The sequence below is a fragment of the Luteolibacter arcticus genome, from assembly GCF_025950235.1.
GTDB classification, from domain to species: Bacteria; Verrucomicrobiota; Verrucomicrobiia; order Verrucomicrobiales; family Akkermansiaceae; genus Haloferula; species Haloferula arctica.
In genome coordinates, this window is the sequence record NZ_JAPDDT010000009.1 from 124107 (window position 1) to 136650 (window position 12544).

Annotated in this window: 12 protein-coding genes; 4 read left to right on the top strand and 8 right to left on the bottom strand. The window is 63.8% G+C overall.

Annotated elements, in window-relative coordinates; genetic code table 11:
* The first annotated feature begins 258 nt into the window (after positions 1-258).
* The 3 genes from OKA05_RS19140 to OKA05_RS19150 are packed head-to-tail and all read left to right on the top strand — an operon-like array spanning position 259 to position 2408.
* Entirely contained in the window at positions 259-1005 is a 747-nt protein-coding gene (locus OKA05_RS19140) for an AraC family transcriptional regulator (protein ID WP_264488795.1), read from the top strand.
* The gene (gene nadD, locus OKA05_RS19145) at positions 1002-1580 is read left to right on the top strand and encodes a nicotinate (nicotinamide) nucleotide adenylyltransferase (RefSeq protein ID WP_264488796.1); all 579 of its coding nucleotides are present in this window, start codon (positions 1002-1004) and stop codon (positions 1578-1580) included. Before OKA05_RS19140 ends, nadD begins: the two co-directional genes overlap by 4 nt.
* A 57-nt stretch (positions 1581-1637) precedes the next feature.
* Positions 1638-2408 (top strand): hypothetical protein, encoded by a 771-nt coding sequence (locus OKA05_RS19150; RefSeq protein ID WP_264488797.1) that lies wholly within the window; start codon positions 1638-1640, stop codon positions 2406-2408.
* A gap of 4 nt (positions 2409-2412) precedes the next feature.
* Here OKA05_RS19150 and OKA05_RS19155 read toward each other — a convergent pair whose 3' ends face one another.
* The 8 genes from OKA05_RS19155 to OKA05_RS19190 form a co-directional block, all read right to left on the bottom strand.
* Positions 2413-2853: a deoxycytidylate deaminase gene (locus OKA05_RS19155; protein WP_264488798.1), complete on the bottom strand. Its 441-nt coding sequence runs from the start codon at positions 2851-2853 to the stop codon at positions 2413-2415.
* 31 nt (positions 2854-2884) lie between these two features.
* Positions 2885-4084 (bottom strand): VWA domain-containing protein, encoded by a 1200-nt coding sequence (locus OKA05_RS19160; RefSeq protein ID WP_264488799.1) that lies wholly within the window; start codon positions 4082-4084, stop codon positions 2885-2887.
* Positions 4081-4677 carry an RNA polymerase sigma factor gene (locus OKA05_RS19165; RefSeq protein WP_264488800.1) on the bottom strand — a complete coding sequence of 199 codons (597 nt, stop codon included), beginning with the start codon at positions 4675-4677 and terminating at the stop codon, positions 4081-4083. The genes OKA05_RS19160 and OKA05_RS19165 overlap by 4 nt, the downstream gene beginning before the upstream one ends.
* A gap of 24 nt (positions 4678-4701) precedes the next feature.
* Positions 4702-5322 (bottom strand): redox-sensing transcriptional repressor Rex, encoded by a 621-nt coding sequence (locus OKA05_RS19170; RefSeq protein WP_264488801.1) that lies wholly within the window; start codon positions 5320-5322, stop codon positions 4702-4704.
* A 34-nt stretch (positions 5323-5356) separates the two neighbouring features.
* Positions 5357-6349: a COX15/CtaA family protein gene (locus OKA05_RS19175; protein ID WP_264488802.1), complete on the bottom strand. Its 993-nt coding sequence runs from the start codon at positions 6347-6349 to the stop codon at positions 5357-5359.
* Between the two features lie 2 nt (positions 6350-6351).
* A complete protein-coding gene (locus OKA05_RS19180) occupies positions 6352-7479 on the bottom strand; it encodes an AI-2E family transporter (protein WP_264488803.1) in 1128 nt (375 codons plus the stop codon).
* Positions 7480-7616: 137 nt separating this feature from the next.
* Positions 7617-8633, bottom strand: coding sequence for a TIGR01777 family oxidoreductase (locus OKA05_RS19185; RefSeq protein ID WP_264488804.1), 1017 nt, complete (start codon positions 8631-8633; stop codon positions 7617-7619).
* Positions 8634-8714: 81 nt separating this feature from the next.
* Entirely contained in the window at positions 8715-9236 is a 522-nt protein-coding gene (locus OKA05_RS19190) for a GbsR/MarR family transcriptional regulator (protein WP_264488805.1), read from the bottom strand.
* A gap of 243 nt (positions 9237-9479) precedes the next feature.
* Between OKA05_RS19190 and OKA05_RS19195 the strand changes: the two genes are divergently transcribed.
* Positions 9480-12503, top strand: a complete 3024-nt coding sequence (locus tag OKA05_RS19195) for an Ig-like domain-containing domain (RefSeq protein ID WP_264488806.1) — start codon at positions 9480-9482, stop codon at positions 12501-12503.
* Positions 12504-12544: the final 41 nt, after the last annotated feature.

A 12544-nucleotide genomic window follows, 5' to 3' on the forward strand; every position in this document is an offset into this window, starting at 1 on the left:
GGTAAGAAAGGCCGGGCCGCGCGAGGGGTCCGGCCTTTCATCTGGCAGAAATCTCGGAGTTACGCGATTCCGTACTAGCCATCCCGGGGAGAATCGGACAGTCTCTTCTGCGTAAGGGATAGTTGCACAGCCCCCCAGGCAACTGGGACCACGGCCCCCGGACACTGGAACGGTTCCCCCCTCTAGTGTCCGGGGGCTTTCCTTTTCTACCCCCGATCCCCCTTGCGTGCCGGTGTGGGGTGGATTTAATCCGCGGCCATGGCGATCGACACGGGCTTCATCGGGAAAGTGGACTCCCCGCGCTTCTGCGAGCGGCTATTCGCCGTGCTGCCCGACGTGATGTTCTGCCTGAAGGACACCGACCGCTGCTACCGGGCCGTCAACCAAGGCTTCGCCGACCGCACCGGCATCAAGGACACCCGGCGGCTGATCGGCCGGCGGGCGGAGGATTTTTTCCCGCGGGCATTGGCGGAAGTCTATCGGGAGCAGGATGAGGAAGTATTGGTCGGCGGACGCGAGATCGTGGATCAACTGGAGCTTTCGCTGAATCGCGACGGCAGCCAAGGCTGGTACCTGGCGACCAAGGTCCCGCTGCATGACAGCGACGGAAAGATCATCGGGCTGGCCTCCGTGTCCCGCGACCTGCGGGCACCGCGCGAGGGCGACGCCGAGCTGGCCGGAATCGCCAAGGTGGTGGAGCACGTGCGCGACCACCTGGACGATCCGCTGCGCGCGGCGGAATTGGCGGCCATTGCCAAACTCACGCCCACCCAGCTCGAGCGGCGGATGCGGCGGGTCTTCCAGCTCAGCACCACGCAGTTCGTGAGAAAGGCGCGGATCGGCCACGCGGCGAAGTTGCTGGCGGAGACGCCGATGGCCATTGCCGATGTGGCGCTGGAGTGCGGCTATGGCGACCAGACGGCCCTGACCAGGCAGTTCCGCAGCATGGTGGGCATGCCGCCGGCAGCCTACCGCGACCACATGAAAAAGCGCGGTAACCCATGAGCGAGCTGCGCCGCATTGCGCTATTCGGCGGAACCTTCGACCCGATCCATCTCGGCCACATCGAGATCGCACGGCGGGCAAAGAACCTGTTGGAACTGGATGAGGTGCGCTTTCTCCCCTGCCACACCTCTCCGCACAAGCTGGGCGTGGTCAGCGCACCGGCAAAGGATCGCCTGGAAATGGCGCGGGTGGCGACCCGGAAGCTACCGTGGGCAGAGGTCGATGACTTCGACCTGAGCCGCCCTCCCCCGTCGTACTCCTACGAGACGGCGGAGGAGATGACGCGGCGATTTCCGGATGCGCAGTTGTTCTGGCTGATGGGCGCCGACCAGTGGCGAGCACTGCCGCAGTGGCGGGAGCCGGAACGGCTGGCGGGACTCGTGGAGTTCATCGTCTTTGCCCGCGATGGCGACCCGGAGCCACATCCCGGATGGAAGATGCATTACCTAACAGGGACCCATCCGGCCTCCGCGACGGCAATACGGGAGGCCCTGGCCGAGGGACAAACAGGGCTTCCGTGGCTGGATCCGGACGTGGAACATCTGATCCGGCAGCGGCACCTCTATACGGCGTGAAAACCGCGGCTTGCACGCTTCTGCGGGGCTGCCTAGATTCCGACCGAATCCCCTGCCATGAAACCGATCGCGATTCTCCTTTGCAGCCTCCTGTCCCTCGCCGCCGTGAACGGCCAAGAGGCGGCGGAGAAGCCCAAGCCCGAAGTCTTCGCCTTCATGGAGGAGTTTTCCAACCTGCCAAAGGAGCAACGTGAGGAGTTCCAAAAGAAGCTGGCGGAGGCGCAGCGGCTCTTTGCTCAGAAACGGGTGTTTGAGGCCATCGGGAAGGCCAACGAAGCTGCCGCGATCTTCAAGGGACATCCGGATCTCCAGAATCTGTTGGGCGCATGCCAGGTGGAGTTCCGGGATTTCGACAAGGCCATGGAGCACTTCAAGGAGGCCGACAAGCTCGCGCCCAACCAACCCTCCATTCTCTTCAACATGGCGGAACTCAACTTCGTCACGAAGGACTGGGCCGCCGCCGAAACGAATCTCGGCAAGATCCTCTCCATGATGGCGAAGTCCACCAAACCGGAAGATATTCAGCTTTCACGACTGGTGGAATTCAAGCTGCTTCTCTGCAAGCTGAAGCTCGGCAAGAAGGACGAGGCCGCCAAGATGGCGAAGAAATACGACTACCTTGACGACTCGCCGTATCCCTACTACGCGGAGGCTGCGATCGCGTTCTCGGAAGGCCGCGACATCGACGCCGAGGTTGTGATGGCCCGCGGCGGAAGAATTTTCGTGGATGCTGGCCTCCTCGCCCCTTGGCAGGACACGATGGTCGAGTTCGGCTACATCAAGGGCTTCTTCGGCGGCGACTTGGAAAAGGCCGAGACTGCCGAGTGAGCCATCAGGCTAGCTTGGGCATCCCTTCGAAGGGCGTGAACTCGACCCGCTCGAGCTTCACTCCGTAAAGCCGGGCGATCTCCGGGGCGTCGGAGGCATGGTAGATCTCGCGGTAGTAGATCTCCTTGATGCCGTAGGCGCATAAGGTCTGCATGCAGGGCGTGCAGGGCATGGTCGTGGTGGCCACGATCTTGGCCTCGCCCCTGCGGAAGAGGCTGCACAGGTTGACCTCGGCATGGAGCATGAACTTCTGCCGGGCCTCGCGATCATCCCAGAAATCCGCCGGCGCATTGAAGCCCGGCGCGAGGCCATTGTAGGCAGTGCCGATGACCCGGTTGTCGAAGTCGAGCGCCGCGGCCCCGACTTTCCGGTAGGGATCTTCCGAGCGCATGCTGGCCACGTGGGCCAGCGCCATCGCGTATTCGGGGATGCTGAGGCGGGACACGCCGCGACTCAAGGTGGCCGGCCCGCCGCCGTCAACGTCCGGCGGCGGCGATGTCGAGCGCCCGGCCGACCAGTTGGCGGACTTCCTTGGAGCGAGGGTCGGTGTTTTCCCCGGCAGCGACCAGGATTTCACGCAAGCGGGCATCGTCGATTCCCTCTTTACGCAGCCAGATGCCGAAGGCGGCGACGAGCGCGGCTTGCCTGAGACCGGGAGCCTTCGTTTCCACCGCCGGGATGCGGCGGCTGCGGCCATCGGCGGAAACAACGAGATCGCCAGCTTCGCCGGCCGCGGAAGTGAGTTCGATCAGGACCAGCGTGCGGCGGCCTGCCGGAAGAGTTGAAGGGACCGAGGCATCGCCGCCAGTCGAGGCGAGCACGCGGACCCCACCTTCGCGCGAACCCGGTGCCGGGCGGAAGGCCCAGGACACCCGGCGCGCTTGACCGGATTCGTTGGCGATCTGGACCCCGACGAGGCGCCCGGGCCCGGACCATAGCGAGGCCATGGAAACACAGGCGACCCGCAGGCCGGCGAATGACTCGGTTTCTTCCTCCGGCGGCAGCGGGAAGGCATTGGCGAGTTCCTCGATGCGGACGGCCTCCTTTGGAGGAAGTTGGTTCTTTTCCTCGATCCAGCCGCGCACCCAGTCGTAGCTGGAGCGACCCACCACCAGCGGCAGGTCGAGATCCGATGCACGATCCAGCGGTGAGGTGGCCGGCAGCTTGGCGGCTTCGGGGAGTTTGATGTGGGAAAAGTCGGCCAATGCCGAATCCGGCGCACCGTCCACATTGTGAGCGTGGCGGGAATTTCCAGCCATTGTCTCGCCGTTGCCTGTCACGGGACGCACGGTTGGCGGGGTTCCGGGCGAGGGCTGCACACGCCGGACCACCTCGCGATCGGAGCCGGTTTCAATCCGGGAAATGAGAAAGACGCCGAACGCAATGACCGCCGCGGTGGCGAGCAGCGTCTGCCAGTGTTGGACCTTCTTCTTGCGGGCCGGAAACTCGATGACGGTGGTCCGGCCAGCCAGGCGGACTGCTTCCCGCTGCTCGGGCCTCAAGGCTGGCGCGGCGAAGGTGCCATCGAGGAAGCTGCACACACCACGCAGCTCGTCGGCAGCCGCTTGCAGCGCCGGGTCGGCGGCTACGGCGTGGCCGATCGCTTCGGCCTCGTCGGCGGGAAGTTCGCCGAGCACCCAGGCGCTCAAGCGCGGATCGTCGGGAGTGAGATTCATGGTTCGAGGAGTTCGGAGGGGAGAAGTTCGCGCAGCCGCTTGAGGCCGGTGTGGATCAGGAAGCCGACGTTGCCACTGCTCAGTCCGGTGGAGTCGCAGATCTCTTGATAGCTGAGCCCGTCGCGGAATTTCATCAGGATGACGGTGCGCTGGTTTTCGGAAAGGCGGTCGAGGTAGCGCATCACCCAGGCCACCCGCTCGCTTTGGTCGAGCGATTCATCCGGTGAAGGCGCTTCGGTGGCGCGGCGCTTGAGCAGGTCGTCGTCCAGCGGCGTGACGCGGGACTCCTTGCGCAGGACGTCGAGCGCGCGATTCCGGCAGACGGTGAAAAGCCAGGTTTTGAGACCATCCTTCACCTTGGCCACGTCCTGCTGGCAGAGGCGGATGAAGGTGTCCTGGACGATGTCGCGGGCGCGTTCGAGATCATGGACGAACCCGTAGGCATAGCCGACGAGCGGTGACTCGTATTCGGCCAGCGCTCGTTCGACGAATTGTTCCCGGGTCTCCACCATGTTGTCTGCGGCGTCGCGCGACGGCGTGCCACCGGGAGAAACGGGCAACTCCGGATCTTCTTGGGGAAAAGTCGGCTTCATCCCGCGGCCGAAGGTTGCCGCCACTCAGCGCACGAAGAAGCTGAGATGCTCCAGCTCCAGCGCGAGATCGACGTTGTTCACCACCACATCCTCGGGCACTTCCAGTACCACCGGGGAGAAATTCAGAATCCCTTGGATGCCAGCGGCGACCAGACGATTTGCAACGGCCTGGGCAAAGCCGGCCGGCACGCAGAGGATCGCCAGCTTCACGTTCTCCGCGTGGACGAAGCTGTCGATTTCCTGGTCCGACTTCACCGGGATGCCGATGCCACGCTTCTTGGCGGTTTCCGGGTCGGCATCGAAGGCGCAGACAACCTCGAAGCCCTCCTTCTGGAATCCTTGATAGTGCAAGAGGGCCGAGCCGAGGTTACCGGCACCGACCAGCACGACGGGCTGGAGACGTTCGCGGCCGAGCAGGTCGCGGATCATCGACGCCAGCGTATCGACCGGATAGCCGAGCCCGCGGGTGCCAAACTGGCCGAAGTAGGCGAGGTCCTTGCGTAGCTGGGCGGGCTTCACGCCAGCGGCCTTGGCGAGCGCGGTGGAACTCACCGTTTCCTGACCGTTGTCCTGCAGACGCTGGAGGCACCGGTGGTAGATCGACAGGCGGTAGATGGCCTTCTTGGGAATATCGATCTTTTCCACGTGCGGCGGAGGAAACGCGGGGAAAGTCGCCCGGTCAAGCCCGGGCAGTCGGGCGGAAGGTCGCGCAGAACCACAGCATCACCAGCGCCAGCAGGATCGCTGAGAGCCCGAGGTGCGCGACCTGCACCGCCGGGTGAATCTCAACCCTCGCCATGATCAGTCCGAGCACCATCTGCCCGATCACCACGGCGAGTGCGCCGGTGGCCGTGCGACCGGGTGCGCCGGTCTGGCGCGACCGCCACCATGCGAACGCTGTGGCGACAAGGATCAGCCAGGAAAAGCTACGGTGGATCAGGTAGCTCCACGAGTGCTCCAGAACACCGATCCACTCCGCCCGGCCTAGCCCGGCGTGGCTCTTCGCCAGGTCGGTATTCATCTCCCGGATCCGCGTGCCCAGCACGCCCTCGACGAAGATCAGAACCAGCAACAGCCCGATGACCCAACGCATGCGGGTCCTGAATCCATCGTCACCGGCGATGGTCCACGGGCGCTCGGAACCGCGCCAAGCGGCGAAGGTCATCGGAATGACCACCAGCATCGCCAGCGCCATGTGAGTGGTCAGCACCCCGGGCTTGAGGTCGCTGGAGACCACCTGCGCTCCCATCCAGGCATTCACGCCGACGAGGAACACCGAGGCAAAAGCCGCGGGAATCACCGAGGGCCGGCTCCTTTCACGGAGCAATGCCAGCACCAGCGTGGCCATGGAAAAGAAGCCCACCGGCAGCGAGGTCAGGCGGTTGACGAACTCAGTCCAGGTATGGACCGCGTTGAAGTTCTCCAAAATGTGTTCCGGCGTGACGGTGGCCGAGTCCCTGCCATAGCGCTTGGCCGCCCGCTCGAATTTCTTGAAATCGATCTTCGACAGGTCCACCTGCTCCACCTTGGTCGGCGGGATCAGCCGGCCCCAGCAGCGCGGCCAATCGGGGCATCCCATCCCCGCCCCGCTGACCCGCACGATCGCGCCGACACAGATCAGCACGATCACGGCGACCAGCGCGGCAGTGGCGGACTTCTGAAACAGCGACATGGTCAATTCCCGCCCGTCACCTTCGCGGCCTCGCTCGCCGCAGCCACCCGGTCGCTCACCTTCTCCGGCACCGGTTCCTCTTCCTTCCGCGGTTCCTGGCCGATCGCCACGGCGACCCAGCGGAACTCATCGCTGTTATCCAGCACCACCTTGAGAATCATGGTCAGCGGAACCGCCAGCACGATGCCGATCAGGCCCCACAGCCAGCCCCAGAACAGCACGCAAAGCACGACCACTAGGATCGACAGGCCGAAGCGCTTCCCGAGCAGCGTCGGCTGCACGAAGTTGTCGAGGAACATGTTGATCAGCCCATAGCCGCCGGCGACCACCACCGCGTCGGTAGGCCCGCCGTCCTTGGCAATGAGCGTCAGCAAGATCGGCGGGACAGACGCGATCAGCGAGCCGACCGCCGGGATGAAATTCATCACGAAGGCGAGGATGCCCCACAGCAGGAAGAAATCCACGCCTGCCACCCAGCACAGCACCCCGGCCAGAATACCGGTCGCCAGGCTGATGATCGTCTTGATGCCCAGATAGCGCTGGGTGTCGCGCATGGCCCCGGCCAGCCGTTCGAAATTCGGGCCGCGGGCGGCACGGATCGCGCCGAAGCGACGGCTGAAGCCTTGCGCCTCGGAGAGCATGAAAATGGTCAGGATGATCACCACGCCGAAGGTGGCGAAAAACGTCAGCACCCGGCCGACCACCCCGGTGCTGACCGTCCAGATCTGCGCGAACTTCACGTTCCGCATCTCGGCAAGATTCTCGTTGGTGAAGGCATTCAGCTTCTCCACCGCGTCTTCCACGCCCCACTCGTCCAGCTTGCCGGCGATCGCACCGTTGGCCTCGAGGATTTTCCCGCGGGCCAGATCGTAATACTCGGCGTCCCAGCTTTCCTGCAGGTCGCCGACAATGGTCACGCCCAGCACCACGACCGCCGCGAGGAAAGCGAAGTCGACCAACACCGTGAACAACACCGCCACCGCGGGCGGGACCTTGTGGCGCTGGAGCCAACCGGTGATCGGGTAACTGACGGTGGCAATGAAGAACGCAAGGAATACCGGCACGAAGAAGGCCTGTGCCGCCTTGAGCCCCGCCACGCCGATCACCAGCGCAGCGAAGAGCAGAAGCATCTGCGAAGCGCGTGGCTTTCTGGGGTTGATTCCGTTTTCCGACATCCGGGCTGGGGCCTCAGGCTACAAGACAACTCGCGGATTCACAAAGCATTCCTCTGTGAAAAATCAGGGACTCCATGGGATTTCCTCCCATGTCACCTACCCCCCGCCGCGGCCTTCTTTCCCGGCGTCCAGACCCGGACTCCCGCCGAGCGCCGGTCCGGCTGGTAAAAGAAGCCTTCCAGTCCATGCCTTCCTTCGAGATCGGCGAGCGCCGTCTCAAGCTTCGGCCAGCGCCACCGGAACCCCTCTTCGCGCAACCGCCGTGGATCCGCCCAGCGGCTCTTGAGAATGAGTTCGGTCTCGGTCTTCATCGCCCGGGCTCCGATCTCCAGCATCCACCGCGTCGCCGGCAGCCCGAAAGGCGCGCCCTGCTGCTCGCGGAAAGCCTTCATCAGCTCGCGGTTGGTCGGGTGCTCCGGCGCGGTCAGGTTGTAAACGCCATCCCGCCAGGGATCCGCGGCAATGAACTCGATCGCCGCGATGAAGTCGTCCATGTGAATCCAGCTCACCCGCTGGCGGCCATGACCCATGCGCCCCCCCAGCCCGCGCCGGGTCAAATGCCGCAGCACCTCGAAGGCCGAGCCATCCTCGTAGGCCAGTACGATGCCGGTGCGCAGCGCCACCTTGCGGGTCGCTCCGGGCACCGGGGCCGCGAAAAACGCCTCCTCCCACGCACGCGCCACCTCGACCGAAAAACCCTCGCCCGGCTCCCCTGTCCATTCATCCTGCGGGCGGTCCTCCGCGTGGCGATACAACGTCGCCGTGCTCGAATTCACCCACAGCTTCGGCGGCACCTTGCAGGCGGCGATCGCTTCGCCGATCACCCGGGTCGAGTCCGTCCGCGAGTCGAAGATCTCGCGGCGGTTCTTTTCATCGTAGCGGCAGTTCACGCTGCGCCCCGCGAGATTGATCACCTGCTCCGCGCCTTCCAGCGCCAGCGCCCATGGACCGATGGTCCGGCCGTCCCATTCGAGGAACATCCCGTCGCCGCTCCACCCGTCACGATGCCGTGCGACACATACCACTTCACGGCCCTGGCGCTGGTAATACCGCGCCAGATAGCGGCCCAAAAAGCCGTTAGCACCGAAAATTACAATCTGAGGATTCATTCGAGCCTCTCTTTCTTCCTAGTTCTTAAATTCCTCTCCTTTCGGAAAATTCTGAAAATTCACTCCAATAGCATTGCCCCGTCAGCCCAGCAGCTTCGCGGCGAGTTGGATGGCAAAGCCGTGCTTCATCGCGCCCACCTTGTCCGCCACCTTGGAGGCGAAACCGACAAACTCCTCCAACTGCCGCATCTGGGCGTGGAACGCCTTGCCCTCCGCCGAGGAAAGCTGCCGGGTGGTCTCCGAGCACTGGCTGAGCACGCCCAGCGCCGGCTCGATCTCGCGCTTCTTCCGCTCTCGCGTGACGATGGTGAAAATCTGCCAGACGTCTTTCTCCGCCTCGAAAAACTCGCGGCGCTCGCCCTTCTTCACCACCACCCGTACCAGCCCCCATGCCACCAGCTCCTTGAGGTTGGAGTGAGCGTTGCCACGGCTGATCTGCAGTTCCGCCATCGCCTCATCGGTGCTCACCGGTTCGGGCGCCGTCATCAGTAGCGCGTGAATTTGCGCCATGGTGCGATTGATCCCCCATTGCGATCCCATCGCCCCCCACTGGGCGACGAATTCGTCGCGCGCCTGCTTCAAGATCGCTGCATCCTTGCTCATGGTGTTTTCAGTATTTCCTGAAACTTCAAACTTTCAAGGGGAAATTCCGGCCGATCCCACCCGCTCTTTCAAGTCGTTCAAACACCGTCACATGTGCGGCCTTGTCAGAGCGGTTAGAAATTGTCAGACTTCCGGAACATTACAGCAATCGGTGATTCCGCCTCCCCGGGTTCAGGTTTCGCCATAGCGCCGGGCGGCGCCCCTCACGCCTTGGCTTGGTTTCCAAGATCCATCCATCGCGTCATGACTACGTCCCGAATCGTCGCCCTCCTCGGCGCCTGCGCCCTCGTCCACTCTGCCCAAGCCGCACTGCTCGCCGGCTGGGAAACCACCGGCCAATCCGATTGGGGTGACCAGGAAATGGAGCACACTCAGAAGCACCCCAATGTCACGGTCGGCGGCCTGACCCGCGGCGAGGGGGTTACCATCGAAGGCAATCCCACCGACGACGGCTGGGGCGGCGAGGGTTGGCACGCGGGATCATACGAGCAAGGGATCGACGACGATCGTTTCATCACCTTCACCCTCGCTCCGAAGGCAGGGGCCGCGCTTTCGGTCCACACCTTCACGCTTCACTACCGGCGCTCCACCAATGGCCCGCAAGTGGCCGCCCTCCAGTTCCAAATCGGCAACGGGGCTTTCGTTGACGTCGAAGAGATGGGGCTCGACGCCCCTCCCAACACCCCCGGAATCGCCAACGACATCGACCTCTCCTCAATCCAGGAACTCCAGAATCTAACCGGCAATACGATCACCTTCCGCCTGATCCCCTACGCCGCGGGCAACGCCGGGGGCGATTTCTATGTCTGGGGAGAATCCCCCGGCCTGGATTTGACCGTGCAAGGAACGGTCAGCGGATCCAGCGGCGGTGATACCACCCCGCCGTCTCTCATCGGCCTCACGCCGACCGACAATGCCACCAACCTGCTGGTGCCCACGACGCTCACGGCAGTATTCAACGAGGGCATTGCCCGAGGCAGCGGCACCATTCTGGTCAAGGAAACCGCGACCGATGCGATCGTGAATGCCCTCGACGCCACTGATCCCGCCCAAGTCGTGGTGGGGGTCAACCAGATCGATCTGGTGATGGCCAATCCGCTGGCCCCCGGCACCGCCTATCACGTGGAAATCCCAGCCGGAGCGGTGGTCGATCTCGCCGGTACTCCGAATGCGTTTGCCGGCTTCACCGACAGCGAAACGTGGAACTTCACCACCGCCGAAGTCATCGACCCGCCGGTCGTGGTGGTGAACAAGTACTTCAATGGCTCGCCCGAGCGGATCGAACTGCTCGTCACCGGCAACGGAACGCCGGGCTCCACCGTGGACATGCGCGGGATGATCCTGAAGGACTTCAGCGCGAATATCGACGCTGACCTCGGAGGCAAGCTGATCTTCACCACCTCCGACCTTTGGTCAGCCGTGCCGGTCGGCACCCTGATCACGCTCACCAACTGGGCCGGCAGTCCGGACCTCAGCGCCACGGACTTCACGCTCTCGGTGGGCCTGATGGACTCCGCCTGTTTCACCCCGGTCCCTGACTCGCCGGAAATAGATCTCACCGCCACCGACATGGTGATGATCAAGGCAGCCGGCAGCGATCCCGCGGGGACCGACGGTGGCATCCATGCCTTGGCCGCCGGACTTCCTCCGGCACAGTCCCTCTTCGCGTCCTTCACCGGTGCCAAAATGATCACCGCCGCCACCACCGGCACCAATCTCGGGGTGAAGGCCAACAACGCCACCGCCACACTCGCCGACTACATGTCCGGCTCTGATGCCAGCGCCGGGCTGGTATTGACGCTCGATGACTTCGGCGCTCCCAATAGCGGTCCCAATGCCGCCTTCATTGCGGCCCTGCGCGGTCGAACCGCCGGCCAGGGCGATGGCATCGCGACGGTCACCAACGCCACCCTCGACAGTGCGCTGCTGGGTTCCCCGATCTTCGATGCCGGCCAGACCGGAAACTCGCTCAAGGTCTCGCTGCTTGCCCAAGCGGGCACCACCCCGCTTTCGCAGGTCAACATCACGATCCCCGCGGCCCTCGGCACGCCATCCGGAGCCGTCCTTACCGGTCCGGCATCTGTAGGTGCCGCGGTGTCCGTAAACGGCCAAACGATTCAGGTGACATCGGCGGCGGTGACTACCGGCAACGCACTGGAAGTGACCATCAGCGGAATTTCCACCCCGGAAACTCCACAGGTATCCAACCAGGGAATCTATCCGCTCGCGATTTCAACGACGGGTGTGGGCGGCTCCTTGACGCCCCTCTCCACCCCGGCCGCCGCACGAGTGGCAACTCCGATCAACAGCTTGCGCGACACGGATGCCAACGGCTTCGCGTTCGACTCCGGACTGCTGGTTGCGGTGTCCGGCACGGTGACCGAAGAGGACTTCGGCGGCGGCGCGGCCAACTTCAGCGGCTTCCTTCAGGACACCACCGGCGGGATCTGCATCTCCTCACCGGGCCTGAATCTAGGGCTGCTCCGCGGTTACCGGTTCACCGTCCTCGGCACCGTCACCCAGACCAATGGACAAACCGCCATCGTCCCGGTCTCGTCGGCGCATATCGTCAACCGCGGTCCGGTCCCGGAGATCCTCGGTACCACGACCACCCTGCCTGCCCTCTTCGCCAATCACGAAGCCCGCGAGGGATCCTTGCTGACCATTCGGAACGTCGTGCTCGACTCGGGAACCTGGGGACCTGGAGCCACAGTCGTGCTTCGCGATCCCTCGGGAAATACCTTCGAAGTCCGAGTCCAGCCCGGTTCGACCCTCGCATCCCCCCCCTCCTTCCCCATCATCATCACCGGCATTCTCGGCCAATCCGACGCCACAGCTCCCTTCACGGGCAGCTACTATCTCATGCCGCGTGACATCGGCGATGCGGTGCATCTCCCCGACATCCAAGCGTGGATGTACGATAACAATGTGACGAGCAGCAGCGCGGACGACGATCACGATGGCCACGACAATGCCTTCGAGTATGCCTTCGGCCTTGATCCCCATTCAGCGACCTCGCTGAATCCGATCCCCATTCCGCTGAAAAGAGCCACGGGCAAGTTCACCTACACCCGCCGAGTCCCCGGGCTGACCGGGCTCGAGTATCGCGTCTTTGTGTCGACAAATCTGAGCACCTGGAACGAAGACACCGAAGCTGCTTCAAACATCACAAACACGTCGGGATCGGTTGAAACGGTGGAAGTTACCTTGAGCCCGCCGGATCCGATGAATGGCTCGAAACGGTTCGTGAAGGTCCAAGCGGACTAGTCCGTCGCTTGGCAAGCAGGGGAACGCGTCTAGCTTGTCGG

Coding starts and splice junctions, on each gene's coding strand:
- OKA05_RS19140 (WP_264488795.1), top strand. CDS start 259: ATGGCGATCGACACGGGCTTCATCGGGAAAGTGGACTCCCCGCGCTTC.
- nadD (WP_264488796.1), top strand. CDS start 1,002: ATGAGCGAGCTGCGCCGCATTGCGCTATTCGGCGGAACCTTCGACCCG.
- OKA05_RS19150 (WP_264488797.1), top strand. CDS start 1,638: ATGAAACCGATCGCGATTCTCCTTTGCAGCCTCCTGTCCCTCGCCGCC.
- OKA05_RS19160 (WP_264488799.1), bottom strand. CDS start 4,084: ATGAATCTCACTCCCGACGATCCGCGCTTGAGCGCCTGGGTGCTCGGC.
- OKA05_RS19165 (WP_264488800.1), bottom strand. CDS start 4,677: ATGAAGCCGACTTTTCCCCAAGAAGATCCGGAGTTGCCCGTTTCTCCC.
- OKA05_RS19175 (WP_264488802.1), bottom strand. CDS start 6,349: ATGTCGCTGTTTCAGAAGTCCGCCACTGCCGCGCTGGTCGCCGTGATC.
- OKA05_RS19180 (WP_264488803.1), bottom strand. CDS start 7,479: ATGCTTCTGCTCTTCGCTGCGCTGGTGATCGGCGTGGCGGGGCTCAAG.
- OKA05_RS19185 (WP_264488804.1), bottom strand. CDS start 8,633: ATGAATCCTCAGATTGTAATTTTCGGTGCTAACGGCTTTTTGGGCCGC.
- OKA05_RS19190 (WP_264488805.1), bottom strand. CDS start 9,236: ATGAGCAAGGATGCAGCGATCTTGAAGCAGGCGCGCGACGAATTCGTC.
- OKA05_RS19195 (WP_264488806.1), top strand. CDS start 9,480: ATGACTACGTCCCGAATCGTCGCCCTCCTCGGCGCCTGCGCCCTCGTC.